Here is a 25,524-nt window from a genome sequence, read left to right on the forward strand (position 1 = left end):
TGTCAGTACATGAGGGTGCCGTCCGGCATCGGATGCGGTTTCGTCGTGTAGACGAAGACCAGGCCAGGACGGCTGTCGGTGTAGGCCTGAAGGCGCGTGCCGGCCTCGGTTCCACCCCCGTTCCCCGCACGTAGGTACGCGGTGACGGCTGCGCCCACGAGAAGGACGAGGAGCGCGGCTCCGCCCGCCCAGAACGACCTCGATCGTCCACGTCCCGGCATGACGCTCTTCCCCCTCAGCGCGTCTTCACACGACCCTTTGCTGATCCCGTCCACCCTACCCCGTTCGTCTGGGCGCGTCCAGACCCTGCGCTCCCGGCGGGGCACGTCGCTGAGACTCCTCTCAGGATCCGGCGGATACGATCCGTGCGGGCTTGACGCAGCGGTTGTTCTCGAAGCTGCCCGCCGGGTCTTCGCGACGCAGGGCTTCAAGCGGGCCAGTCTGGATGACGTGGCCCGGAAAGTGGGCATCGGCCGGGGTACCATCTACCGTCGCTTCCCCACCAAGGAGGCGCTGCTGGAGGCTGTGGTCCGCCTGGGCGAGCGGGAGGTCATCGCGCGGCATCAGGGTGAACCCCTAGCCAGCTGGTCCAGCTTGAGGGCGTAGTCGCCGCGTACCCAGACGTCCGCCAGGATCGCCTGAAGGTCCAGAGGCAGGTCCGCGTCCGGCGACCGCAGCGGGAACCGGATGACGGGCAGGGGGTCGGGCAGGGGGATCGGATAAAGCTCGCCCCGGCCCGGGGCGGTCCCGCGCGCCACCAGGACGAAGCGGTCACCTGGCGGCCACGGGCTCACCAGGGGCATGCGTTCGCCGTTCACCAGCAGGTCCATCTCCACCAGGTTGACCCGGGCAGCGAGGAGGTCCTCCCGCTTCCGAAGGTACGCGGCACGCCCCTCGTGGTTCGGGCGCTTGTTGTTGGGCGAGAGGAGCTCAACGACCGTCACCAGCTCGCCCGAGGCGGTTTGGACCCGGAGGTACCGCTCGCGCACCTCTTCCGGGAACGGGAGCAGGGCCGGGATCGGCTCAGCGGTGGGGACCGAGGTCGCATGAGCCTGGCCTGCCGAGGCAGGGGGGTGCGGGCGCGTCACGCTCGCGTCGGGCCGGTACGCCACAGAGGGTGCTTCCTCCCAGGCCACGTAGACGCGTTCCTCGACCAGCGTGAGATACCTGGGTCGGAGAAGAGGCGTCAGGTGGTCCGCCAGCGCGACCAGGAAACGGGCGTGGAAGTCCGGCCAGAGGCCTGAAGTCTCCAGGCGTGGGTCGAGTCGGACGCCAGGGGCGCCCACGTGGGCCACCTCCTTGCCGCCATGCTAGCCCAACGATGCTCCGGTGGCAAGGCGCCCCGCCGGCGAATCGGCCGCTACGATGTCCGTTTCTCGCCCGCCCGGTACGCCTCGTCCAGCAGCTCCACGGGGTGGCGCACCTGGAGCTCCAGGCCGGCGCGGCGGGCGCCCTGCTCAAGCTGCATCATGCACCCGGGGTTCCCGGTGGCCACGATTCGGGCGCCGGAGCCCGCCACGTGCGCCACCTTGCGCTGCTGGAGGCGCCTCGACATCGCGGGCTCGGTGAGGTTGTAGATGCCGGCGCTGCCGCAGCAGACCTCGCCCTCGGGCAGGTCCACCAGCTCGATCCCCGGGATGGAGGCCAGGACCCGCCGGGGCTGCTCCCGCACCCCCTGTCCGTGAGCCAGGTGGCACGCGTCGTGGTACGCCACCCGGGCCTGGATACGCCCTTCGGGAGCCTCCAGGGGAAGCTCGGCCAGGAGCTCGGAGACGTCCTTGACCTTGGCGGCGAAGGCAGCGGCCCGCCCCGCATACGCAGGGTCGTCGGCCAGGAGCTCTCCGTACTCCTTCAGGGTGGAGCCGCACCCGGCCGCGTTCGCGACCACCACGTCCACGCCCGCCGCCTCGAAGGCGTCCAGGTTGCGACGAGCGAAGGCCTTCGCCTTCTCCCGGGCGCCCGTGTGCTGGTGGAGGGCGCCGCAGCACCCTTGGGCACGGGGCACGGCCACCGTGCACCCGTTCCGCTGGAGCACCCGCACCGTCGCCTCGTTGACGGGCCCGTAGACCACGGACTGGACGCACCCCGCCAGGAGCCCCACCCGCAGCCGCTCGGTGCCCTGGGCCGGGTTCTCCTCGGGGAGCCGGCGCCAGCGAAAGGCCGGCGGAAGCCGTGGGACGAAGCCGGCCAGGTCTCTCAGGAAGGCCGGAAGCAGGCGCGCCACCTGCGGGACCAGACGCTCAACGGCCCTGAGGAGTCGGAGCGGCATGAAGGCCCACTCCAGGCGGGACCGGTAGGGGAAGAGCCGATCGCGCATCCAGGCGAGGAGACGCCGGGTGCGAGCGGGGCGCAGGCCCTTCCCTTCCAGCTCCACCCGGGCCTGCTCCAGGAGGTGGTGGTAGTTCACCCCCGAGGGGCAGGCGGTCTCGCACGCCCGGCACTCCAGGCAGAGGTCGATGTGGCCCACGGCCTCGGGGGTCCACTCCAGCCGGCCCTCGACCACGGCCCGCATCAGGTGGATCCGGCCTCGGGGCGAGTCGGCCTCCGAACCCAGCTCCAGGTAGGTGGGGCAGGCCGAGGAGCAGAGCCCGCAGTGGACGCAGGTGAGGAAGGCCGGATCCAGGGCGCCCGGGAGGGCCGGCCCCTTTCGGTCCCGCACCGCCGTCTGCTCGGCGGTGGAAAGGATGCTCGCCACGATGACCCCTCCTCAGAGACCCCCCACGAACCGTCCCGGATTGAGGATCCGGCGGGGATCGAGCTTCTCTTTGAGCGCGCGCATCAGGGGAAGGGTGGCGGGGGGTGGGTCCCAGATCGGCAGGGCCTGCCGCACCGGAGGCGGGCCGTGGCGAAGCACCATGCTGCCGCCTAGCCGGGCCGCCTCCTCCAGGAGCGCCCGCCCTGCCGCCTCCAGGGCGGGGGGCGGGCCGGCCACGTGCAGGGCCACCCCCCCGTTCCCCGCGTGGGTGTAGGCCGCGAACCGGGCGTTTTCCCTCTCCGTGACGTCACGGGCGAACGCGAGGAACCCGGCCACCTGGTCGCTCATGAGGGAGGCGTAAAACACGGCTCTCCCGTCGCCCGTGGCCCCGGCGAGCGGAAGCCGGTGCCCTGCGAGCAACGCCTCGTGCACGGCCTCCCACGGCGGGTCGGTGGGCCGGAAGAGCACCTCCCGAAGGTCGCGCGGAAGAGCGGCAGGCCCCCGCCCTCCAGCCGCGCCCTCGAGAGGCTCCATCTCCGCCGTGCGCAAGGGCTCGAGCAGCCGCCGGACCTCCTGGTGCTGCCACGCGGTCCGTCCCTCGGTCCCTTCGAAGCCCGCCAGGAGCCACGGCAGGTTGATCCGGGGGTCGTCCGCCGCAAGGCCCAGCGCCTCTACCACGAGCCGCGCCGGGCCGCCGTCGTCCTTGGATGCTGAAGGCTCCGTTTCCAAATGGAGTTTCCGGCCGTCGCGCCCGCCGATCCAGAAGGCCTCCAGGAACGCCGGCTCCACCGGCGAGTCCATGATACGGGCCACAGCGGCCTCCAACGCCCGAGGACCCGGCAGCGGCACCGCGGCCACCCGCCGGGACGGGGCCACCGGCCGGGTCTTGAAGGTGACCTCGGTGATCACGCCCAGGGTTCCCAGGCTGCCCACATAGACCTTGCTCAGCTCGTACCCGCTCACGTTCTTGACCACCCGGCCTCCCGCCCGGGTGATGGTGCCGTCGGGGCGCACCACCTGGACGCCCAGCACCCAGTCGCGCAGGCGCCCGTAGGCGAAGCGCCGGGGACCCGAGAGCCCCACCGCCGTCATCCCGCCCACGGTGGCCTCAGGCAAAACCGGGGGATCGAAAGGCAGCTCGTGACCCGCCTGCCCCAGCCGCGCCGCCAGGTCGCCCCAGCGCACCCCCGCCTGGACCGTAACCGTCATGTCTTCGGGACGGTGTTCCACCACCCGGTCCAGGCGGGTCAGATCCACCACCCGGGCCGGCGCGGGGAGGATGGCGTGGCCCAGCACCATCTGGGTTCCGCCGCCCCACGGCCGTACCGATGCCCCTGCCTCCCACGCGCCCCGCAGCGCCTCCGACACCTCTTCCACGGATCGGGGGTGCAGCACGCAACCCGGCTCGCCCTCGCCCAGGCCGGGGAGCGTAAAGGTTGCCGTCGCTTCCGCCATGGGTGTGCCTCCTGTCCGTACAGGACCAGCCCCGCCGCCGTCCCGCTTCCCCAACGCGCCTCACTCGCCCGCGCCCTGCTTCAGGCCGGCGCCGCCGCCCGGGGCCGGCGCACCTCGACGCACGAGCGGGCCGAGGGGAAGATCTTCCCCGGATTGCAGCGGCTGTCCGGGTTGAAGACGTCGTGGACGTCGAGCATCACCTGCAGGTCGTCCTCGCTGAAGAGCCGTCCCAGGTGGCTCTTCTTCTCGATGCCGACCCCGTGCTCGCCGGTGAGCGCGCCCCCGAGCTCGATGCACGCCTCGAGCAGCTCGTCGCTTGCGGCCAGGACCCGCTCCACCTGCTCCGGGTCCCGCTCGTCGTAGAGGAGCAGCGGGTGGATGTTCCCGTCGCCCGCGTGGAAGACGTTCGCGATGCGGATCCCGTGACGCCGGCCCACTTCTTCCGCCCTGGCCATGATCTCGGGCAGGCGGCTGCGGGGCACCACCCCGTCCTGGGTGACGTAGCTGGGGCTGAGGCGCCCGACGGCCCCGAAGGCCTTCTTGCGGCTGGCCCAGAGCTTCGCCCGCTCACGGGCATCCCGAGCGGTTCGAACCTCCCGCGCGCCGTGCTCCCGGAAGACCGCCTCCACCCGCTCGCCTTCCTCGGGAAGGCCTTCGGCGGGGCCGTCCAGCTCCACGATCAGCACCGCCCCCGCATCCAGGGGGAAGCCGAAGCGGAAGGCGGCCTCCACGGCCTGGATCACCAGGTGGTCCATCATCTCCAGGGCGGCCGGGATGATTCCCCGGGAAATGATCCCCGAGACGCAGCGGGTCGCGTCCTCGACGCTCTCGAAGACGGCCAGGTACGTCTTCCACGCCTGGGGGTTCCGGGTGAGACGGACCGTCGCCTCGGTGACGATCCCGAGGGTGCCCTCGCTCCCCGTGATCAGCCCCACCAGGTCGTAGCCGGGCGGATCCTCCTGAGGCCCACCCAGCTCCACCACCTCACCCGAGGGAAGGACCACCTTCAGACCCAGCACGTGGTTGACGGTGACGCCGTACTTGAGCGTATGGGGCCCGCCCGAGTTCTCGGCCACGTTGCCGCCGATGGTGCAGGCGCCCTGGCTGGAGGGGTCCGGCGCGTAGTGATACCCTTGCTGCTCCACGGCCTGGCTCAGGTGCAGGTTCACCACCCCCGCCTGCACCACCGCCCGCCGGTTGCGCAGGTCCACCCGCAGGATGCGGCGCATGCGGGCCAGGGAGATCTGGACCACGCCCGGCTCCGAGAAGGTGCCCCCCGACAGGCTGGTCCCGGCACCCCGGGGCACGAAGGGGACGCCGCGGTCCTTGAGGAGCCGCACGATGGAGGCCACCTCCTCGGTGGTCTCGGGCAGCACCACCAGCTCGGGCTGGTTGCGGTAAAGGGTGAGGCCGTCGCATTCGTAGACCAGGAGCTCCTCGGGGCTTGCGAGCACCCGTTCGGTTCCCAGCAGTGCCCGCATGCGCTTGACAAGCTCAGAATCGATCATGCCTCCACCCCCTCGGCTACCCCACCAGGCACCGGCGAGACCGGCGATGCCCCGCGGTCCGGCCTTGCTCCACATCCTTCACGGTATTGGAGAGCATTTCGCCATCGATACGGGTGATGCCTTTCGGAACCTTCCTGTTTCGGCCCCCCCCGGCCCGCGGTTCGGGGAGGGGAGTCACACCCGGGTCCCGGGCGGCGTACCGTGCCAGCGGAGTCCTGGGGAAGGCGGTGGCGAGACGTGTGCGGGATTGCCGGCTGGGTCCAGTGGGATGCGGACCTCACCCGGGAGGCGGCCACCCTCGAGGCCATGTGCGAGCCCCTGAGCTGCCGGGGACCTGACGACAAGGGCGCCTGGCTCTCGCCCCACGCGGCCGTGGGCCATCGCCGGCTGGTGGTGGTGGATCCGGCCGGGGGCGCCCAGCCCATGACCCTCCGGCGGGAGGGGCAGACCCTGGTGCTCACCTACAACGGCGAGCTGTACAACACCGCTGAGCTGCGGGCCGAGCTGGAAGCCCGGGGCCACGCCTTCCGGGGCCATTCGGACACAGAGGTGCTCCTGGCGGCCTACGCCGAGTGGGGCCCCGACTGCCTCCCCCGGCTGAACGGCATCTTCGCCTTCGGCGTCTGGGACGAGGCCCGCCAGCACCTTTTCCTGGCCAGGGACCGCCTGGGGGTCAAGCCCCTTTTCTTCGCCGAGCGTCCGGGCCTCTTCCTCTTCGCTTCGGAGCTGAAGGCGCTCCTGGCCCACCCGGTCGTGGAACCGGTGGTGGACCGGGAAGGTCTGGCGGAGGTGCTGGTGATGGGGCCAGCACGGACCCCCGGCCACGGGGTCTTCCGCGGGGTGGCCGAGCTGAAGCCGGGTTGCTGGCTCGCCCTCGACCAGGACGGCCTCCGGACCGGTACCTACTGGCGCCTGGAGAGCCGGCCCCACCCCCACGACCTGGAGACCACCGCCCGGCGGGTGCACGACCTGCTGGAAGACACGGTGCAACGCCAGCTCGTCTCCGACGTTCCCGTCTGCACCCTGCTCTCGGGGGGTCTGGACTCCAGTGCCCTCACCGCCTTCGCCGCAGCGGCGTACCGCCGGGAGGGGCGGGCCCTGCGCACCTTCTCCGTCGACTACGTGGGGAACGACCGCCACTTCCACCCGGACGACTTCCAGCCCACGCCCGACGCGCCCTGGGTGCGCCGGGTCTCCGGGTTCCTGGGAACGGATCACCGGGAGGTGCTGATCGACACGGCTCGCCTGGTGGACGCCCTCACGGCCGCCGTCCGGGCCCGCGACCTCCCCGGCATGGCCGACGTGGACGCCTCCCTGTACCTCTTCTCGCGGGAGATCAAGCGGGAGGCGACCGTCGCCCTCTCGGGCGAGTGCGCCGACGAGGTCTTCGGGGGCTATCCCTGGTTTCGCCGGGAGGAAGACATCCGTTCGGACACCTTCCCATGGGCCCGCCGGCTCGAGACCCGCCTGCGCCTCCTGGCGCCAGAGGTGGTGGCCGAGCTGAAACCCCAGGCGTACCTGGAGCGCCGGTACCGGGAGGCCCTGACGGAGGTTCCCCGCCTGCCCGGAGAGGAGCCCGGTGAGGCCCGCATGCGGGAGATCATGTACCTGACCCTCACGCGCTGGATGCCCGTGCTGCTGGACCGCAAGGACCGCATGAGCATGGCGGTGGGCCTGGAGGTTCGGGTCCCCTACTGCGACCACCGGCTGGTGGAGTACGTCTGGAACATCCCCTGGTCCATGAAGAGGGCCGGAGGCGTGGAGAAGGGGATCCTGCGGCGGGCCTTGCGCGGGGTGCTGCCCCCGGACGTCCTCGAGCGGCGCAAGAGCCCCTACCCCAAGACCCACAACCCCGACTACCTGGAGGCCGTTCGGGGCTGGCTCCTGGACGTCCTGGCCGACCCGGGCGCCCCCATCCTGGCCCTGATCGACCGGAAGGCCGTCACCGGCCTGGCCCGGGACGACACCCCCGACCTGGACGTCCCCTTCTTCGGCCAGCTCATGCGCCTGCCCCAGCTCTTCGCCTACCTGGTACAGGTGGATTCGTGGATGCGGGAGTACCGGGTCACCCTGGCGTGATGCCCCGCGTGACGGGTCGAGCGCAGCCCCATGAGCCCTATGGGCGGCTTGCGGGGCCCTCCGGCGACGCAGGACCCTCCGGCATCCCGTTGGGCGTCACGGGGCCGACGATCCTCTGCTCCAGGTGGACGAAGAGATCCAGCTCCGCGGCCTGAGCGCGACCGTTCCACACCCGGACGACAGGTCGCGCGGGAGCCTTCTCGTTCAACCGGACCACCAGGGCCGTCTCACCCGTGTTCAGCTGGACGAGCGTCCCTACAGGGTAGGGTGCGACCCGTGCCAAGAAAGTGCGGACCACGTCGGCATCGAACGCCTGGCCCGCTCCCTCGTGAACGAAGGCCACGGCCTCGTGAGCGGGCCACGCGGGCCGGTACGGGCGCTGGCTGGTGAGTGCGTCGAAGACGTCGGCGACGGCCGTCAGGCGGGCGAAGCGGTGGATCTCCTCGCCGCTCAGGCGCCGGGGATAGCCCGAACCGTCCCACCGCTCATGGTGCTGGTAGGCCACGTGGGCGGCCCGGATGTCCAGATCCCGGTGCTGCCGCAGGATCTCGAAGCCGTGGGTGGTGTGCTGCTCCATGGTTTGCCGCTCTTCCGGCGTCAGGGCCCCCTGTTTGCGGAGCACGGCCTGAGGTACCTGCACCTTCCCGACGTCGTGGAGCATGGCGCCCATCCCGAGCACCTTGAGCTCCCGCTGATCGAGGCCGCTGTGGATGCCGAGCAGTACCGAGGTGGCGCAGACACGCACCGAGTGATGAAACAGGTACTCCTGCTCGTCCCGGATGGCCCGGATGGCACCCAGCTGGAGCACCACGGAACCGTTGGCCAGGACCTCGTCCAGCACCTGGTTGACCGCGGCCGCCACAGGCCGCAGGTCCACCGCGTAGCCCCGCTTCAGACGGTTCACGTACGTTCGTACCGCGAGGGATGCCTGCCGGCGGGTCTCCTCCGACAGGAGATCGGGGATCTCCTCCCCATCGGGCTCATCCGGCTCGCGTACGTAGACGGCCTCGAACCCGAGTTCGGCCAGGCGGCGAAGCAGACGCTCGCTCAGGGAGATACCGTCCCTGAGGAGCGTCCGTTCGTCGAGGTAAAGGCTTCGACCGAGAACAGCCCCCGGTCGGACGGCCCCCAGCGGCACGAGCTGCACGCGCGGTCCCCTTCCCCCAGGCGTCCACACTCTCCCCTTCGGACGAAGGGGCTGGAAGCTTGAGGAAGGACCCCGGGCGGAGCGGCTGATGCCTGCGTCCGGGCGACACGAAGCCGTTCAGGACGGCTGCCGCCTACGCAGCACCGCCTTCACCCCTTCCACCACCACCCAGGGCGCCACCGAGGCCGCAGCGATCACCGCCGCCTCCCGGCTCGACAGCCCGGTGACGTCGAAGAAGGGTGCCAGGAAGGGCAGCACGAGGACGGCGCACTGGAGCAGCCCTGAGGTGGCCACGGCCAGGAGGAGCGGGCGATTGGAGAACCAGCCGATGCGGAAGAGGCTGCCGAAGGCCGAGCGGACGTTGAAGCTGTGGGCCAGCTGCGCAAAGGCCAGGGTGGCGAAGGCCAGCGTCTGGGCCCGGGCCAGGTCCCCCATCTGGCGCGCCCAGGCGAAGACGCCCAGGGTGAGGAGACCGATGAGGGCGCCCTGCCAGATCGTCAGGCCGCCGATGCCCCCGCCGAAGACGCTCTCGCGCGGGTTTCGGGGCGACCGGTCCATCACGCCCGGCTCCGGCGGCTCCACCCCCAGGGCCAGGGCGGGCAGCCCATCGGTGACCAGGTTCACCCAGAGGATCTGGATGGGCGTGAGCGGGGAGCCCATGCCCAGGGCGATGCCGAAGAAGATGGCGACGATCTCGCCGACGTTGCACGAGAGCAGGTAGTGGATGCTCTTGCGGATGTTGGCGTAGATCACCCGGCCCTCGCGCACAGCCGAGACGATGGTGGCGTAGTTGTCGTCGGCCAGCACCATGTCGGCCGCTTCCCGGGCCACGTCGGTGCCCGTGATCCCCATGGCGCACCCGATGTCGGCACCCTTCAGCGCCGGGGCGTCGTTCACCCCGTCGCCCGTGACCGCCACCACCTCGCCGTTGGCCTTGAGGGCCCGCACGATGCGCAGCTTGTGCTCGGGGCTCACCCGCGCGAAGAGGGAGACCCGCCGGACCGTCTCCCGCAGCGCCTCGTCATCGAGGCGATCCAGCTCCCGCCCCGACAGGGCGCCCGGGTCGCCAGGGCCGGCGAGTGAGAGACTCCTGGCGATGGCCTCGGCCGTGGTGGCGTGGTCGCCGGTCACCATCAGGGTCCGGATACCGGCTCGCCGGGCCTCCTGGACGCTCGCGGCCGCTTCGGCCCGGGGCGGGTCGATCATGCCCACCAAGCCCAGGAGGATCAGGTCTCGCTCCGCCGTCTCGGCCTCCAGAGGCTCAGGTACCGCGTCCCAGCTGCGGCAGGCTACCGCCAGCACCCGGAGGGCACCCCGGGCCATGCGGTCGTTGGCCTCCAGGATCCGGGCGCGTTCGGTCTCGTCCAGGAGGTCGGTCCCCTCCCCTCGCAGGATCCTGCTGCAGCGCTCCAGCACCAGATCCGGGGCGCCCTTGGTGAAGGCCAGAACCGGCCCGCGGCCAGCGAGGTCTCGGCGATCCCCCAGGACCACGCGGGCCTGGTCGCCCACCAGGTGGAAGGTGGTCATCCGCTTCCGATCTGAGTCGAAGGGGAGCTCCGCTTGCCGGGGCAAGGCCTGTTCGAGCTCTGTCAGTTCCAGCCCCAGGCGCCGGGCGGCCTCGAGCAGCGCCGTCTCGGTGGGATCCCCCACCGGGCGCCACACGCCGTCTTCCTCCTCCACCCTGGCGTCGTTGGCCAGGGCGGCCCCGGCCAGAAGCCAGGCCAGGTCAGCGGCAAGACCGTCTGCAGGGGGACCGGCCAGCAGGAGCGTGGCGGTGCCCGCTCCTCCACCCTCCCCGGTCGCCGCCTCCGGACCGTCCCCCGTACCATCAGTGGAGACGCCGTACTCGGCCACGGGCGTCACCAGGTGGGTGACGGTCATCCGGTTGAGGGTGAGGGTCCCCGTCTTGTCCGACGCGATGACCGTGGCCGTCCCCAGGGTCTCCACCGCCGGCAGCCTCCGCACGATGGCCCGTCGCTCTGCCATCCGCTGGACCCCGAGCGCCAGGACGATGGTGACGATGGCCGGCAGGCCTTCGGGGATGGCGGCCACGGCCAGGCTCACTGCAGTGAGGAGCATCTGGATGATGGGCTGGCCCCGCAGCAGGCCGACGATGAAGACCACCGCCACCAGCACCCCGGCGGCCAGGCCTAGAGTGCGCCCCACCTCCGCCATGCGCCGCTGGAGAGGCGTGGCCTCGGCAGGCTCGGATGCGAGCAGGCCTGCGATGCGTCCCAGGGCGGTGCGCATCCCGGTGGCGTAGACCACGGCCCGGGCCCGGCCATAGGCTACGGTGGTCCCGCTGAAGAGGAGGTTGCCGAGATCGCCCAGGCCGTGCACCCCGGTCGCGTCCAGGGGTGCGGGGCCTTTCTCGACGGGTTCCGATTCGCCCGTGAGGGCCGACTCGTCCACCCGGAGGGCGGCCGCCTCCAGGATGCGGGCATCGGCGGGAACGTGGTCGCCGGCCTCCACCTGGATCACGTCTCCCGGCACCAGCTCCTGGGCCGCCACCTCCCGCAGGTGGCCCTCGCGGACTACCCGGGCACCGGGAGCCCCCATCCGCTTCAGGGCCGCCAGCGAGGCCTCCGCCCGGCACTCCTGCGAGGCGCCCAGGAAGGCGTTGAGCACCACGATCAGCAGGATGACCGCCACGTCCGCCCACTCCCCCAACACCGCGGAGAGGACGGCAGCCCCCAGGAGGATCAGCACCAGGATCTCCGTCACCTGGTCCCAGAGCATCCGGGCGAAGCTGCGGCCAGGCGGCTCCTCCAGGCGATTGGGGCCGTGTGCGGCGAGCCGGCGGGCCGCCTCCTCCTGGGAGAGGCCCCGGTCGGGAGCCACCCCGAGTTCCTGGGCGACGACCAGGCTGTCGGTCGTCGCCCAGCGCAGATCGTCGCTTGGGGCTCCTTGAGGCCGTTGGCTCATGGCACCCGTCATGGAGGACCCTCCCTGGCATCAAGGCAGGCCTTGGGCAATGGGCCTGCCTACCCCGGCTATCATACCACGGAGGTGACGGCGCGCTTTTCTGTACGGAAGCCTGCGAAGGCTCTGGGGCGTGGCCGAGCTCCGCCGGCCTGATGCGGAAGCCGGCCGCACCCGCCAGACTTTGTCGAAGCCGCTGCCAGGCTCGCGTAGCGGATGGACCCCGGCCGCGCGTTCCCCTGGGCCGGGGCCCACCTCTGACACCGAGCCTTCCGCCTTTCCGAGACCTGATCCTCCGCCGCTCCGGCTCCTCAGAAAGCAGGAACCACAGCCCCGCCGTACTTCTCCAGGAGGAACGAGCGGACCGCGTCGCTGGTGAGGGCTCGGGCGAGAGCCTGCAACGCCTGAGCGTCCTTCTCCTGAGTGCGCACCGCCAGCACGTTCACGTAGGGGGAGTCGGAGCCTTCGATCACCAGGGCGTCCCGGGTGGGGTTGAGCCCCGCCTCCAGCGCGTAGTTGGTGTTGATCACCGCCGCCTCCACGTCGAAGAGGACGCGGGGGAGCTGGGCTGCTTCGAGCTCCTGGAAACGCAACCGGTGGGGGTTCTCCACCACGTCCAGCGGCGTCGCGGTGATGCCGGCCGCCGGGTCCAGCTTGATGAGGCCTGCGGACTGGAGGAGCAGCAGGGCCCGGCCGCCGTTGGTGGGATCGTTGGGAATCCCGATGCGGGCTCCGCCGGGCAGATCCTCGATGGAGGAGACCTTCCGCGAGTAGAGGCCCATGGGCTCGATGTGGACCGCTGCGATGTAGGTCAGGTCGAGCCCATGGTCTTTCGAGAACTGCTCCAGGTAGGGAATGTGCTGGAAGTAGTTGGCGTCCAGGTCTCCCGCGTCCAGGGCCAGGTTCGGCTGGACGTAGTCGGTGAACTCCACGATCCTCAGATCGATACCCTCCGCCGCCAGCACTGGCTTCACCTGCTCCAGGACCTCGGCATGGGGCACGGGGGTGGCACCTACCCGCAGCACCTGCTGCTGGGCCTGCACTCCGGAGAGCAGGACGCCCGCTCCCACCAGCAGCGCGACCAGAGCGCCCAGGATCCGGGCTGCCGGCGCCACCCAGGTCGGCCTTCTGTCGGTCTGTTCCATGTCCACGGTTGCCTCCTCATGCTTCGATCTGTCTGCGTCGCATGGAGCGTCCGATGCACCGGTTCACCCGAGTGTGGGCGACTCCAGGACCTCCTTTTCCGGCTACCGCCGGTCGAGCCGTCGGGCCCAGCGGTTCCCCAGGAGCTGGATGCCCTGCACCAGCACCACCAGCACCAGAACCGTCACCAGCATGACGTCTGTACGGAAGCGCTGGTACCCATAGCGGATGGCCAGGTCGCCCAACCCCCCGCCACCCACCGCGCCCGCCATGGCCGAGTACCCTACCAGCGTGATCGCGGTGATGGTGGCGCCCAGGATCAGCGACGGCACCGCCTCAGGCAGGTACACCTTGCGAATCACCTGCCAGGGGCTGGCTCCCATGGCCACCACGGCCTCCACCACACCCGGGTCCACCTCCTTCAGCGAGCTTTCCACCAAGCGGGCCACGTAGGGTATGGCCGCCACCGTGAGCGGCACCATGGCGGCCGCGGTTCCGATGGACGTGCCCACCACCCAGCGCGTGAATGGGATGATGGCCACCATCAGGATGATGAAGGGGATCGAACGGCCCACGTTCACCAGCGCGCCCACCGCCTGGTTGAGGCGGGGCGAGGCGAGGATCCGCCCGGGCTCGGTCACCACCAGCAGGATCCCCAGGGGCAGGCCGCCGAGCTCCGCGAGGAGGGTGGCCAGCCCCACCATCACCAGGGTCTCCTGCAACGCCTCCCAAGTGAGGCGTAGCACCACCGGCGAGAGGATCACCGTCCCCCGACCTCCTTCTGCAGCTCGCCCACGGCCACACCCGCTTCCCGCAGGTAGGCGATGGCCCCTTCCAGCTCGGACTCGCCGCCGGTCAACTCCACCAGGAGCACGCCGAAGGGCGCTCCCGCCAGACGGTCGATCTGGCCGCCCAGGATGTTCGCGGTCACCGGAAAGCGCCGCACCAGATGGGTGATGACCGGCTGCCGGGCCACCTCGCCCACGAACCGCAGCTCCAGCAGCCGAGCCTGCTCCCCGGGGACCGGTGCAGGCCGCTCCGGCAGGTGCACGCTCCCCTCGGCGAAGCCCAGCAGGCGCCTGGCCGCAGCCGACGCGGGCTCCACCAGCATCCGGGCGGCGGGCCCCTCTTCCACCACCCTGCCGGACTCCACCACCGCCACCCGGTCGCAGATGGCCCGCACCACCGCCATTTCATGGGTGATGATCAGGATGGTCAGACCCATCTCGTCACGCACCCGCCGGAGGAGGTCCAGCACGGAGGCGGTCGTCTCGGGGTCCAGCGCCGAGGTGGGCTCGTCGCAGAGGAGCAGGTCGGGGCGGTTGGCCAGGGCTCGGGCGATGCCCACCCGCTGCTTCTGCCCCCCCGAGAGCTGGGACGGGTAGCTATCCGCCCGCCCCGCCAGGCCCACCCATTCCAGGAGCTCCGCCACCCGCTCCTGGATCTCGCGCCTCGGCCTTCCGGTCACCTCCAGCGGCAGGGCCACGTTGCCCGCCACGGTTCGTGAGCGAAGCAGGTTGAAGTGCTGGAAGACCATCCCGATGCGCTGGCGGACGCGCCGGAGCTCCGCGCCCTCCAGCGTCGCCAGGTCCACCCCGTCCACCTCGATGCGCCCTGCGTCAGGCCGCTCCAGGCGGTTGATGCACCGCACCAGGGTGCTCTTCCCGGCGCCGCTCACCCCGATGACGCCGTAGATCTCCCCGGCGTGCACCTCCAGGTCGAGGCCACGCAGGGCCTCGATGCGGCCCGCCTCGGTGACGAACCCCTTGTGGACGCCCTGCAGGCGAACGGTCACCCGTCCGGCGCGGTCCGAGCCTGGAAGGGGTGCTGGTGAGGCCGCACGGGCGAGCCTGGATCGATCGATGGATGCGAGGGCCAGTGGCGTTCCCTCCCCATGGGTCGTTCGCGGCGCCCCCCGCCAGAGCCACCCTACTCCCCGGGGACCGGCCGGCGCCGGCGGGGCCACCGCACCCGCTCCTCCGGGTGCGGAAAAGAAAAAGCCCCTTCCCGAGTGAAGAGGCCGCTCCATCGACTCTCATCTCTCCGGGGTCTCCGGCAGGAGTTGGCACCTCACACCCCACGGGTGTCGGTTGCCGGGCTTCATCGGGCCTGTCCCTCCGCCTCTCTGGATGAAAGCACCTATGCGATTGTCGACGAAGGCGGCACCGGCCGCCACTTGCTGCCAGTGTAGCCAGCCGCACCCCCGCCGTCAACAGCTCCAGAAAGAGGCAGAGAACTCAGATCCTGCTGCGGACTCGCGGCCGTCCCGCCTCGCACCGCGTAGGCACCGTTGACCCGCCCGGCCGGATCGGTCGTACACCTGGGCGGAGGTTTTCGCGCCGGCCCGTTCCCTGGAGCGGGCCGCGTTCGGAGGTGACGGCGTGCGCTCGTTCCGGCGCGTGGTGGTGACGGGGGTGGGAGCGGTCACCCCCGTGGGAAACGACGCGGAGACCACGTGGCGCTCCCTCCTGGAGGGGCGTTCGGGCATCGGGCCGATCCGGAGCTTTGACGCCCGCGGTCTGCCCGTGCGCATCGCGGGCGAGGTGAAGGACTTCGACCCCGAAGCGGTCATGGAACGGAAGGTCGCCCGGCGCACCGCCCGCTTCGCCCAGCTCGCGGTGGCTGCCGGGCGGGAGGCGCTGGAACGGTCCGGTCTCATCCTCACCGCCGAGACTGCGACCGGAACCGGGGTCATCCTGGGAACGGCCGGCGGGCTCTTCGCCAGCGGCTACCAGGAGCGGCTCCTCCAGGAACGGGGGGCCCACCGGGTGGACCCGCTCTTCGTGGCCCGGGCCGCGGCCCACATGGCGGCCGCCCGGGTCGGGCGCGTCCTGGGCCTGCGGGGCCCCAACACCACCGTGAACAGTGCCTGCGCCAGCGGCCTGGACGCCATCGGCCAGGCGTTCAACTGGATCCGGACGGGCCAGGCCGACGTGGTGCTGGCCGGGGGGTCTGAGTCGGTGATGCACCCGGTGGGCGTGGCCAGCATGGCCATCACCGGAGCCCTTTCCCAGCGCAACCACGAGCCCGAGCGGGCGTCGCGCCCCTTCGATCGGGAGCGGGACGGCTTCGTCCTGGCCGAGGGCGCCGGCCTACTGGTGCTCGAGAGCGAGGAGCATGCCCTCCGGCGGGGCGCGCCCATGCTGGCCGAGGTGTTGGGGACCGGGTGGTCCTTCGATGCCGCGGACGACACCGCCCCCGACGCCTCGGGCCAGGCGTTGGCCATGCGTCGGGCCTTGGACGATGCCGGCCTGGCGCCCGAGGCCATCCAGTGGGTGAAGGCCCATGGCACCTCCACCCCGCTCAACGATCGCACCGAGACGGCGGCGCTCAAGCAGGTCTTCGGCGGGCACGCACGGAAGCTTGCCATCAGTTCCGTCAAGTCCATGATCGGCCATACCGCCTCCGCTTCGGGGGGCGTGGAGGCGGTGGCGGCGGTGATGGCCCTGCGCGACCAGACGGCCCCGCCCACCATCAACTACGAGAACCCCGACCCGGAGTGCGATTTGGACTACGTTCCCAACGTCGCGCGCCCCATGGCTATCGAGGCTCTGCTGGCCAACGCCTTCGGCCTGGGAGGGCAGAACGCGAGCCTCGTGCTGGCCCGTTACGCGACGGGCGGCCCTCAGGCGGATGGCCGCCGGCCGCCCGAGTGACGCTGGGACCAACACGGCGACGCCCCGGAGGAGGAACGCGAATGCCCGGCCAGGAAGCAGAGAGGCCGCCGGGAGATGCGGCTCGCGCCATGTGCTTCGTCTGCGGGCCGGCCAACCCCTACGGCCTCCACGTCGAGTTCGTCCAGAAGGACGGGGCCAGCGAGGCCACCTTCACACCGCCGGCCCACCTCCAGGGCTGGCCTGGCGTGTTGCACGGCGGGATCGTGATCACGCTCCTGGACGAGGCGCTGGCCTACGCTGCCTGGCATGCGGGTCTCCAGGGGATGACCGCCCGCCTGGAGGTCCGCCTCCGCCGGCCCGCCCCGCTCGAAACGCCGCTGGTGGTCCGGGGGTGGCTTGAACACCGCTCCGCCCGCGCCGCCCGGGCCCGGGCCGAACTCCTGCAGGGCGACACGGTGCTGGCCGAGGCCTCCGGCGTGGTCTACCGGGCCCGAATCAGCCAGGACGGGAGGGCGACGCTGGCCGACTAGACCGATCCTGCCCGCCCTCCGCGTCAGGGACCGCCATGGTCGCCACCTGGCGGCCAGGTCCTGCGGGTGAGCCGGCCCCAGCTTCGCCCCGTCTCAAGGGCAACCGCACCGTAAAGCGGCTGCCGGCGCCCGCACGGCTATCCACCTCGATCCGGCCGCCGTGGCTCTCCACGATCCAGCGGGCGATGGCCAGGCCCAGCCCGGCGCTCTCGCTGGAGCGGGTGCGGGCCCGATCGGCCCGGTAGAAGCGGTCGAAGATGTGGGGCAGGTCGCCGGGGGCGATGCCGATACCCGTGTCGGCCACCTCCAACACCGCCTCGTCCCCATCGCGCGTCACCCCGAGCTCCACCCGGCCACCGGCGGGCGTGTAGCAAAAGGCGTTGTCCAGGAGAATCACCAGGAGCTGCTTGATGAGGTCCGGGTCCGCCTCGAGGTGCACGGGCTCGAAGGGGCCCAGGCGGAAGCGATGGCCTTCCGCCCGCAGGCGGAAACTGCGGGCGACCTCCAGGACCACTTGGTCCACGTCCACGGGGCGAAGGCGGGCTACCTGGCCCGCGTCGGCCCGGGCCAGGGCGAGCATGCCGGAGACCAGGCGGATCATCCGTTCGGTCTCCGACCGGAGGTCGGCCAGCACCGCCGACCGCTCGCCTGGTTCCAGCCGATCCCACTGATCGAGGAGGGCGAGGTTCCCCTTGAGGGTGGTGAGGGGTGCCCGCAGCTCGTGGGAGGCATTGGCCACGAACTGCTTCTGGCTCTCATACGATTGCTGCAGGCTCTCGAGCATCTCGTTCAGGGTGGCGATCAGCTCCCCGACCTCGTCGGAGCGCACGGCAGGCGCGGCGAGACGGCGGGTGAAGCTGCGCGAGAGGGCGATGGCCCGGGCCGCTCCGGTGGCCTCGGCGATGGGGCGCAAAGGGGCCGAAGCCAGGCGCCAGCCCACCCAGGTACCCAGGCCCAAGATCAGAACGGTTCCCGTCCCCAGGTAGAGAAGGAGGCGCGAGAGGGTGAATCCGACCGCTTCGGCCCGGGCGTCCATGAGGAGCACCGGCGGGTCGGGCAGGCCCCAGCGGGCACCCAGGGCGTCCAGCCGCTGCGCGTACAGCCGCCAGGATGCCCCGCCCTCCCGGTGGCTGGCCAGGCCCTGGAAGTCGGCCCGCGTCAGACGCAGGGCGTGTTCCCGGATCGCCGCTGGGATCGTGGACCCCACCGGGCTGTGGGCCAGCAGCTGCCCGTCCCCTCGGAGGATCGCCACGCGGCTCCCCGGCGCCCGGAAGAACTCCAGCAGCGCCCCCAAAGCCTGGGCGTCCGTGGGGCCGGGCAGGGGCTGAGCGTGGACGGTGCCGCGTCCCAGGAGGAGCGCGGCCTGCCGGGCCTGCTGCCGCAGATCCGCATCGACCATGCTGTAGAGGTGGTCCGACATCAACCCGTAGATCAGGAGGTCGAAGAGCACCAGGCTGGCGGCCAGCAGCACGCCGTACCAAAGGGTCAGGCGGATGCGGATGGACACGGCCTCACTCCCTCAGCACGTAGCCCGCGCCCCGCACGGTGTGGATGAGGCGCGGCTCGCCGCCCTCCTCGAGCTTGCGGCGCAGGTAGCCCACGTACACCTCCAGGACGTTGGACTCGCCGCGGAAGTCGTAGCCCCAGACCTCCTCGAGGATTCGCTCACGCGGGAGCACCTGCCGCGGGTGGCGCATGAAGAGGTGGAGGAGCTCGTACTCGGTGGTCGTCAGCTCGATGGACCGCTGGCCGCGACGGGCCTCACGGGTGGCGACGTCCAGCACCAGGTCGCCGAAGCGCAGCTGCTCGGCCGGCGCCTGGCTGCGACGAAGGAGCGCCCGCATCCGGGCCACCAGCTCCTCGGTGGCGAAGGGTTTCACCAGGTAGTCGTCGGCACCCGCCGTGAGCCCGCGCACCCGGTCTTCCACCGCATCCTTGGCCGTCAGCATGAGGATGGGCGCCTGCCCCAGCTCCCTCACCCGCCGACAGACCTCGAGGCCATCCACCCCGGGCAGCATCCAGTCCAGCACCACCAGGTCCACCGGCTCGTCCTGGAGCATGCGCAGGGCGGCCGGGCCGTCGAACGCCTGGAGCACCTCGAACCCTTCCAGCACCAGGACCCGCCGCAGCATAGCCTGAAGCCTCGGATCGTCGTCCACCACCAGGATGCGTTGGCCCACGGCTATCCGTCCCCAATCCGGCCGCCTCGGGGCGGTCCGGGGTTCTCCTCTTCAGGGGCATTGTACTGGAGCCTGTCCCCTCTGTCCAAGACGCCAAATGCCTCCTCGCTGTCGCGAATGGTTTATAATGTAGCGCAGGAGATCCCGAGCCAGCCCCGAATGGTTATCGGTACTCCGCGTCATACAGTGTACAGAGTTCATCGCTGCAGCATCCGCCGGGGCCACCCGGGACGGCTGCTGGGAGGATCAGCCTTGAGCACAGACAGGACCGACATCGCCTGGCGGATCGGCGGCCCCCAGGGGAAGGGTGTGGACACGGCCGCAGGCATCTTCGGCCGTGCCTGCGCGGCGGGGGGCTTCCACGTCTTTGGCCGGCGCGAGTACTACTCGAACATCATGGGACGCCACAGCTATTTTGACGTGCGGGTGACGGGCCGCCCCGTGGGGGTCCACCGCGACCGGGTCGACCTGCTGGTCACCTTCGACACCGAAACCCTGGTGCGCCACGCGGTCTCGGTGGCACCCGGCGGCGTTCTCCTCCACGACGCGTCGGCCGCGGACGTGGCCATCGACGCCATGGGCTTTCTGGACGATCCGCTCCAGGAAGAGCTGGCGGCCTACCTTGCCGAGCGCGACCTGCCCCCCACCACGGCCGGGCTCCTCGAGGACGCGCGCCGCCGGGGGGTCACCGTCCTGCCCGTCTCCTACGGCGACCTGACCGAGGCGTTGACCCATGAGCTCGGCGCCTCCCGGGCCTCCGCCGATCGGATGCTGAACACGGTGGCCGTGGCCCTTTCCGCAGCTCTGATCAAGTACGACCCCGATCGGGTCAAGCGAGGCGTCGCCCTCACCTTCGGCGACCGGAGCAAGCTGGTGGAGATGAACCGTCAGGCGGTGGACCTGGCCTATGCCCACGCCCGCCGGAGTTGGGACCTGGATGCCGTTCCCTTGCGCCTCGGCGTTCGGCCCGAGCGGCCGCGGCGGCTCTTCGTGACGGGCACCCAGGCCGTGGCCATGGGGAAGATCGCCGGGGGTCTCGCGTTCCAGACCTACTACCCCATCAGCCCGGCCACCGACGAGAGTGTCTACCTGGAGGCCCACGCCACCTTCCCCACCACGGACGGAGGCCAGGGCTCGGTGCTCGTCTGGCAGACCGAGGACGAGCTCGCCGCCGTGACGGCCGCGACGGGTGCCGCGCTCACGGGGGCCCGAAGTGCCACGGCCACCTCCGGCCCGGGCTTCTCCCTGATGACCGAGGGCATCGGCTGGGCGGGGATCAACGAGGTGCCCCTGGTGGTCACCGTGTACCAGCGGGGCGGGCCTGCCACGGGGCTCCCCACCCGTACCGAGCAGGGGGACCTCCAGTTCGCGGTGCACGGGGGGCACGGCGACTTCCCCAGGATCGTGCTGGCTTCGGGCGACGTCACCGAGGCGTTCCAGGACGCGGCCCAGGCCTTCAGCTACGCCGAGCGCTACCAGACGGTGGTCATCCACCTGATGGACAAGGCGCTGGCCAGCACCACCCTGACGACTGAGCCTTTCGACACGAGCAGGCTGGCCATCGACCGGGGCCTCGTCGCCAACCCTGCTTCCGACGGGAGCAACGGGACCGTGAGCTTCCCCCGCTTCCGCCCGTCGGAGACGGGCCTCTCGCCCCGGCCCTACCTGGGCCAGCCGGGCGGCATGCACTGGCTCACGGGTGCCGAGCACACCGAGCTGGGCCGCGTCACCGAGGACCCCATCACCCGGGAGCAGCAGGTGGAAAAACGGCTCCGGAAGCTGCAGCTGGCCGCTCGCGAGATCCCGGCGGAGGAGAAGCTCCGTCTCTACGGGGACGCCAGCGCACCGCTCACGCTCGTGAGCTGGGGGTCCAACAAGGCGGCGATCCTCGAGGTCCTGGAGCGCCTGGCCGAGGAGGGCGTGACCGCCCGCCACATCCAGCTTCGGCTCCTCTGGCCCTTCCCGTCGGCGGAGCTGGAGCCGCTGCTGGCCACCGCCCGGCCCCTGGTCGCCGTCGAGACCAACGCGACCGGGCAGATGGCCCGCCTCCTGAGAGAGCAGACCGGCCGCGCGCCGGACCACCTGGTGCTCAAGTACAGCGGCCGTCCCATCTCGGTGGAACAGCTCCTCGATGCCCTCCACCAGATTCTGTCGGGCGCGGCCGGCCCGCGCCTGGTGATCCGCAACCCCTACGAGTGAGGGACGGCCACCGCCTCCCGACCGAAGGTCTCCCAGAAAGGTGGCGCCTGTATGGCGATGGCAACGGTAACGGTGAAGGACTTCCAGGTGGGCTTCCCCAACGACTGGTGCCCGGGGTGCGGCGACTTCGGGATCCTCAACTCCCTCCACCAGGCCCTGGCCGGCTTGGGCCTGAAGCCGCACGAAGTCGCCGTCTTCGGGGGCATCGGCTGCTCGGGGAAGACCCAGTACTACGTGAACGCCTACGACGTCCACACGCTGCACGGGCGGGTGCTCCCCTACGCCACCGGCGCGAAGCTGGCCAACCCCGAGCTGACGGTGGTGGCCGTGGGCGGCGACGGCGACGGTATGGCCATCGGCGCCGGCCACTTCGTGAACGCAGGGCGGAGCAACCTGGACCTCACCTACATCCTGCACAACAACGAGGTCTACGGGCTCACCAAGGGGCAGGCCTCCCCCACGCTGCCCATGGGCTCCCAGACCAAGAGCCTGCCCGAACCCACCATCCAGGGGAGCGTGAACCCGCTCATGCTGGCCCTGGCCTCGGGCTACACCTGGATCGGCCGGGGCTACGCCTTCGACGTCCGGGGCCTGGTGGAGCTGATCCAGCGGGCCATCCGCCACAAGGGGCTCTCGTTCCTGGAGGTGCTCCAGCCCTGCCCCACCTACAACAACCTCCACACCAAGGCCTGGTTCGCGGGCAAGGACCAGGGCGGCGTACCGAGGGTCGCTCCCCTGGACCCTTCCTACGACCCGGTGATCGAGCCCGACGCTGGCGAGGGGGCGGTTCGGGCCCGCCTGGGCGCCTTCGTGGTCGAGGCCACTCGGGGCGGCGAGCCGATCCGCACCGGGGTCTTCCTGGAGAACCTGTCCGTTCCGGACCTGGGCGAGCGCCTGGCACAGCGCCTGCCGGCGTATCGCCACGCGCCGCCCGCCCACCGGGTGGTGGCCGACGCGAAGGGGCGTTCCAACGCGGACCTCACCCCTCTCTTCGCCGAGGTGGCGGTCTCCTAGGTCCCCTGGAGCTGGCCGCTCACGGCCGCCCGGCAGGGCGCGGCACCGCCTCGGGGAGCATCTGGTACGCCTCGCGGGACGGTTTCAGGGGCCGCATCAACCAGTAGGGGCGTCGCGTCCCGTCGGGCCCGGGGCCGGGACGGGTCAGCTTCAGCCAGCGCTGAAAGGCCGCCCGCGAGCGGGCCGTATCCACCGCCACCTCGCCGTACCGGTCCGACGCGGCCGCCCGGGTGACCCGTACCCGGACGTGCCAGCAGTGGGCGCCGGAGATGGGGTCGGGCTGGACCGGAAAGATCAGGTTCTGGTGGACCCCCGCCTCCCGCCACCAGATCCGGCGCGAGTCCGGGTCCGCGCTGTCGAAGGGCGTCGCCCCATGCACCTGATCCATCCGCCAGCGGCTCCCCTCCCGATCAAGACGAACCAACGCCGAGTTCCACCGGTCGCTGCCGCTCTCCTCGTTCAGGCGCCAGCGGCCCAGGTGGTGGGAGCAGGCGACCACCCCCGGTCGAATCGCCTCCGTCACCCAGACTCGATCGACCAGGTGGCCGATCTCCGTCTCCACCCGTACCAGGTCGCCCGTTTGCACACCGATCCGGGCGGCATCCCGCGGGTGGATCCAGACAGGGTTGTGATGGGCCGTCTCGTAGAGCCACTTGGCGCCGTTCGTACGGGTGTGGATCAGGGTGGGCAGGCGGAAGGTGGGCAGGAGGATCATCTCCGACGCCTCCCACCGGATCCGGGCGTGGTGCACCTGGCTGGTGATCTCGGGCATCCGCTGCCGCCCCGCTTCGTCCAGGGGGTAGACGGGCAGCGCGTACTCCGGCCAGCCCCACTCCTTCAGGGTGGTCGAGTAGAACTCCAGGAGCCCCGAGGGGGTCGGAAAGCCCATCACCGCTTGGCCTTCCACCATCACCCCCACCCGGGTGCGCCCTGCCTCGTCCAGGAAGGGCCCGGGATAGGGCCGGAAGTTCTCCTTGGGCGGTGGGTCCTCCACGTAGACGCCGCCGTCCTCACTCACCCGCGCACCTTCCAGGACCTCGGGCGGGACGGGCCGTGCGTGCTCCTCGTAGACCTCCGCGTCCAGCTGGAAGGCGCCGTGGCGACGCATGTACTCCAGGGGCTCGAGCCCCTCCCGGCGGGCGGCCTCGGGCAGGCCCGGAACGCTGTTCTCGAAGATCCACCGGTAGTACTCGTCGATGCGGATCTTCTCCCCCAGCCGGTAAGGCGACTCGTGGTGCCGGCGGATCCCCAGGGAGCCGTCGGGATCGATCCGCCACGAGAGCTCGATCCAGAACTCGTTCTCCTCCCACACCTCGCCCGGATTGGCCTCCCGGGTGTCCGCCGGCACCCGGCCCAGGCGCTCCATGGCCACCCGCCGAACCGGCTGCCGGAAGCCGATCCAGCGGGCCGCGTGGGTCTCGTAGCTGTGCAGGTCGTGGCGCTCGGGCGCGAGACCCATGGGGAGCACGTAGTCCGCGTACTGGGCCGTTTCGCTCCAGGTGGGGGTCAGCGCCACGTGGAGCCCGATCCGGTCCGAGGTCAGCATTTCGATCCACGAGAACCCGTCGGGGTTGGTCCACACCGGGTTGTAGACCCTGGTGAAGTAGACGTCGATCCGCTGGTCCTGGCGCTCCAGCAGGTGCGGCAGCAGGAAGCTCACCTCGAAGTGGGCCAGAGGGTACTCGCGGGGCCACGCCACCTCGTTCCACACCGACGGCGGGTACGGGTGGCTCGGGGGCCTGGGGACGAACTTGGCGGACGCGTTGGGCAGGCACCCTCCCCGGGTTCCCACCGAGCCCGTGAGCACGTGCAGGAAGAAGAGGTTCCGGGCCACCATCCAGCCGCCCAGGTGGCCGGCCGAGGCCCCGCGCCAGACGTGGCTCGCGAAGGCGGTTCCAGCCCGGCCGATCTCCCGGGCCACCGCCCGGAGCACGCCAGGCTCCACCCCGCATTCGCCGGCCGCCCACTCGGGTGTATACGGGCGGTAGAGCTCCCGCAGGAGCCAGAGGAACCCCTCGAAGCCCTCGGCGGGCGGCGCCTGGGGAAGGCGTCCTTCCTCCACCAGGCGTTCGAGGTACGCCTCGTCGGCCATGAGCTGGCGCCAGTTCACCCAGCGCCGGACGAACCCGGTGTTCACCAGCCCTTCGTCGACCAGGACGTGGGCCAGGGCCAGCAGCATCCCCGCCTCGGTGCCGGGCCAGGGGCTGAGCCAGTAGTCCGCCGCGGCGGCGGTGTTGGAGAGCCGCGGGTCCACCACGGCCATCCTGGTTCCGGCTTCCTTGGCCTCCATGATCCGCTGCGCGTGGGGGTTGAAGTAGTGCCCCGCCTCCAGGTGGGAGGAGAGGAGCAGGATGAACCGGGCATGGGCGTGGTCTGGGGCCGGGCGGTCGATGCCCATCCATGCGGCGTAGCCCACCCGGGCCCCCGACGAGCAGATGTTCGTGTGGGAGTTGTGCCCGTCGACGCCCCAAGTCTGGAGGACCCGCTCGGTGAAGAGGTCCTCGCCCGGCCGCCCCACGTGGTACATCACCGCATCCTTCCGGCCGGCTTGGAGGGCGGCCCGAACCCGGGCCGCGATGTCGTCCAGCGCCTCGTCCCACTCCACCCGCTCCCACCGGCCTTCCCCCGGGCCCCCACCCGCCGCAGCGGGTGAAGGATCCGGTCGGGGTTGGTCACCTGGGAGACGGTGGCCGGACCCTTGGCGCAGTTCCGCCCGCGGCTGGCCGGATGAAGCGGCTGGCCCTCCAGCTTGCGGATCTCCAGGTTCTCGGTGTCCACGTACGCCAGGAGCCCGCAGGCCGCCTCGCAGTTGAAGCAGACGGTGGGCACGAGGGTGTACTCGCGCTCCACCTTGCGGGGCCAGGCCCGGGCGTCGAGCTCCCGCCAGCGCTCCCACCGCTTCGCCGGGGGATGGGTCTGCAGGCCGCCGAAACCCGCGAACGCCTCACCCGAACGGGCCGTCCTCTCCTCCGCTCCCGCCCTTCTCATGATCCACACCCCTCCCGAACGAGGCCGGCACCCTCACAGGCGATCCC

Annotated in this window: 20 protein-coding genes and 1 riboswitch; of the genes, 6 read left to right on the forward strand and 14 right to left on the reverse strand. The window is 71.2% G+C overall.

The features are described 5' to 3' along the window. Nucleotides 1–2: 2 nt before the first annotated feature. On the reverse strand, nucleotides 3–221 hold the full coding sequence (locus LIP_RS16025) for a hypothetical protein (RefSeq protein WP_068140659.1): 219 nt from the start codon (nucleotides 219–221) through the stop codon (nucleotides 3–5). Between LIP_RS16025 and LIP_RS20680 the strand changes: the two genes are divergently transcribed. Further along, nucleotides 220–606, forward strand: coding sequence for a TetR/AcrR family transcriptional regulator (locus LIP_RS20680; protein WP_082726456.1), 387 nt, complete (start codon nucleotides 220–222; stop codon nucleotides 604–606). The two genes, LIP_RS16025 and LIP_RS20680, sit on opposite strands and share 2 nt — an antisense overlap. Here LIP_RS20680 and LIP_RS16030 read toward each other — a convergent pair. The 4 genes from LIP_RS16030 to LIP_RS16045 all read right to left on the reverse strand — a co-directional run bounded on the left by LIP_RS16030 (nucleotide 564) and on the right by LIP_RS16045 (nucleotide 5,658). Continuing rightward, nucleotides 564–1,286 (reverse strand): DUF4058 family protein, encoded by a 723-nt coding sequence (locus LIP_RS16030; RefSeq protein ID WP_068140664.1) that lies wholly within the window; start codon nucleotides 1,284–1,286, stop codon nucleotides 564–566. The two genes, LIP_RS20680 and LIP_RS16030, sit on opposite strands and share 43 nt — an antisense overlap. 74 nt (nucleotides 1,287–1,360) lie before the next feature. Further along, on the reverse strand, nucleotides 1,361–2,695 hold the full coding sequence (gene glcF, locus LIP_RS16035) for a glycolate oxidase subunit GlcF (RefSeq protein WP_068140674.1): 1,335 nt from the start codon (nucleotides 2,693–2,695) through the stop codon (nucleotides 1,361–1,363). 12 nt (nucleotides 2,696–2,707) lie between these two features. Beyond that, nucleotides 2,708–4,150, reverse strand: coding sequence for an FAD-binding oxidoreductase (locus LIP_RS16040; RefSeq protein WP_068140676.1), 1,443 nt, complete (start codon nucleotides 4,148–4,150; stop codon nucleotides 2,708–2,710). A gap of 80 nt (nucleotides 4,151–4,230) precedes the next feature. Further along, nucleotides 4,231–5,658, reverse strand: coding sequence for an FAD-binding oxidoreductase (locus LIP_RS16045; RefSeq protein ID WP_068140680.1), 1,428 nt, complete (start codon nucleotides 5,656–5,658; stop codon nucleotides 4,231–4,233). 237 nt (nucleotides 5,659–5,895) lie between these two features. Here LIP_RS16045 and asnB point away from each other — a divergent pair, with 237 nt between their 5' ends. Continuing rightward, nucleotides 5,896–7,737 (forward strand): asparagine synthase (glutamine-hydrolyzing), encoded by a 1,842-nt coding sequence (gene asnB / locus LIP_RS16050; protein ID WP_068140683.1) that lies wholly within the window; start codon nucleotides 5,896–5,898, stop codon nucleotides 7,735–7,737. 37 nt (nucleotides 7,738–7,774) lie between these two features. Here asnB and LIP_RS16055 read toward each other — a convergent pair whose 3' ends face one another. The 5 genes from LIP_RS16055 to LIP_RS16075 form a co-directional block, all read right to left on the reverse strand. Continuing rightward, nucleotides 7,775–8,884 (reverse strand): HD-GYP domain-containing protein, encoded by a 1,110-nt coding sequence (locus tag LIP_RS16055; protein ID WP_068140686.1) that lies wholly within the window; start codon nucleotides 8,882–8,884, stop codon nucleotides 7,775–7,777. A 117-nt stretch (nucleotides 8,885–9,001) separates the two neighbouring features. Continuing rightward, nucleotides 9,002–11,821, reverse strand: a complete 2,820-nt coding sequence (locus tag LIP_RS20175; RefSeq protein WP_198409588.1) for a cation-translocating P-type ATPase — start codon at nucleotides 11,819–11,821, stop codon at nucleotides 9,002–9,004. Between the two features lie 296 nt (nucleotides 11,822–12,117). Beyond that, the gene (locus LIP_RS16065) at nucleotides 12,118–12,951 is read right to left on the reverse strand and encodes a MetQ/NlpA family ABC transporter substrate-binding protein (protein WP_068140687.1); all 834 of its coding nucleotides are present in this window, start codon (nucleotides 12,949–12,951) and stop codon (nucleotides 12,118–12,120) included. Nucleotides 12,952–13,053: 102 nt separating this feature from the next. Beyond that, nucleotides 13,054–13,713, reverse strand: a complete 660-nt coding sequence (locus LIP_RS16070) for a methionine ABC transporter permease (RefSeq protein ID WP_144440548.1) — start codon at nucleotides 13,711–13,713, stop codon at nucleotides 13,054–13,056. Next, nucleotides 13,710–14,744, reverse strand: a complete 1,035-nt coding sequence (locus tag LIP_RS16075) for a methionine ABC transporter ATP-binding protein (RefSeq protein ID WP_068140688.1) — start codon at nucleotides 14,742–14,744, stop codon at nucleotides 13,710–13,712. Before LIP_RS16075 ends, LIP_RS16070 begins: the two co-directional genes overlap by 4 nt. Nucleotides 14,745–14,981: 237 nt before the next feature. Beyond that, a riboswitch (SAM riboswitch) is annotated at nucleotides 14,982–15,085 on the reverse strand. A 245-nt stretch (nucleotides 15,086–15,330) separates the two neighbouring features. On the opposite strand from LIP_RS16075, the gene fabF reads away from it, so the two are divergent. Beyond that, complete coding sequence (gene fabF, locus LIP_RS16080) at nucleotides 15,331–16,605, forward strand: beta-ketoacyl-ACP synthase II (protein ID WP_068140691.1); 1,275 nt, start codon at nucleotides 15,331–15,333, stop codon at nucleotides 16,603–16,605. Nucleotides 16,606–16,646: 41 nt separating this feature from the next. After that, nucleotides 16,647–17,096 carry a PaaI family thioesterase gene (locus tag LIP_RS16085; RefSeq protein WP_082726459.1) on the forward strand — a complete coding sequence of 150 codons (450 nt, stop codon included), beginning with the start codon at nucleotides 16,647–16,649 and terminating at the stop codon, nucleotides 17,094–17,096. Here LIP_RS16085 and LIP_RS16090 read toward each other — a convergent pair. Both LIP_RS16090 and LIP_RS16095 read right to left on the reverse strand, forming a co-directional pair. Continuing rightward, on the reverse strand, nucleotides 17,062–18,603 hold the full coding sequence (locus LIP_RS16090) for a sensor histidine kinase (RefSeq protein WP_068140698.1): 1,542 nt from the start codon (nucleotides 18,601–18,603) through the stop codon (nucleotides 17,062–17,064). The genes LIP_RS16085 and LIP_RS16090 overlap by 35 nt on opposite strands. 4 nt (nucleotides 18,604–18,607) lie before the next feature. Next, entirely contained in the window at nucleotides 18,608–19,276 is a 669-nt protein-coding gene (locus LIP_RS16095; protein WP_082726460.1) for a response regulator transcription factor, read from the reverse strand. A 252-nt stretch (nucleotides 19,277–19,528) separates the two neighbouring features. Between LIP_RS16095 and LIP_RS16100 the strand changes: the two genes are divergently transcribed. Both LIP_RS16100 and LIP_RS16105 read left to right on the forward strand, forming a co-directional pair. Continuing rightward, complete coding sequence (locus tag LIP_RS16100) at nucleotides 19,529–21,475, forward strand: 2-oxoacid:acceptor oxidoreductase subunit alpha (RefSeq protein WP_198409589.1); 1,947 nt, start codon at nucleotides 19,529–19,531, stop codon at nucleotides 21,473–21,475. 57 nt (nucleotides 21,476–21,532) lie between these two features. Continuing rightward, nucleotides 21,533–22,489 (forward strand): thiamine pyrophosphate-dependent enzyme, encoded by a 957-nt coding sequence (locus tag LIP_RS16105; RefSeq protein WP_068142233.1) that lies wholly within the window; start codon nucleotides 21,533–21,535, stop codon nucleotides 22,487–22,489. A 19-nt stretch (nucleotides 22,490–22,508) separates the two neighbouring features. Here LIP_RS16105 and LIP_RS16110 read toward each other — a convergent pair whose 3' ends face one another. Together LIP_RS16110 and LIP_RS19355 are read right to left on the reverse strand one after the other, a co-directional pair. Next, nucleotides 22,509–25,094, reverse strand: a complete 2,586-nt coding sequence (locus tag LIP_RS16110) for a molybdopterin dinucleotide binding domain-containing protein (RefSeq protein WP_068140699.1) — start codon at nucleotides 25,092–25,094, stop codon at nucleotides 22,509–22,511. Then, the gene (locus LIP_RS19355) at nucleotides 25,016–25,477 is read right to left on the reverse strand and encodes a hypothetical protein (protein WP_068140700.1); all 462 of its coding nucleotides are present in this window, start codon (nucleotides 25,475–25,477) and stop codon (nucleotides 25,016–25,018) included. Before LIP_RS19355 ends, LIP_RS16110 begins: the two co-directional genes overlap by 79 nt. Between the last annotated feature and the right edge of the window lie 47 nt (nucleotides 25,478–25,524).

Source organism: Limnochorda pilosa, assembly GCF_001544015.1.
GTDB classification, from domain to species: Bacteria; Bacillota; Limnochordia; order Limnochordales; family Limnochordaceae; genus Limnochorda; species Limnochorda pilosa.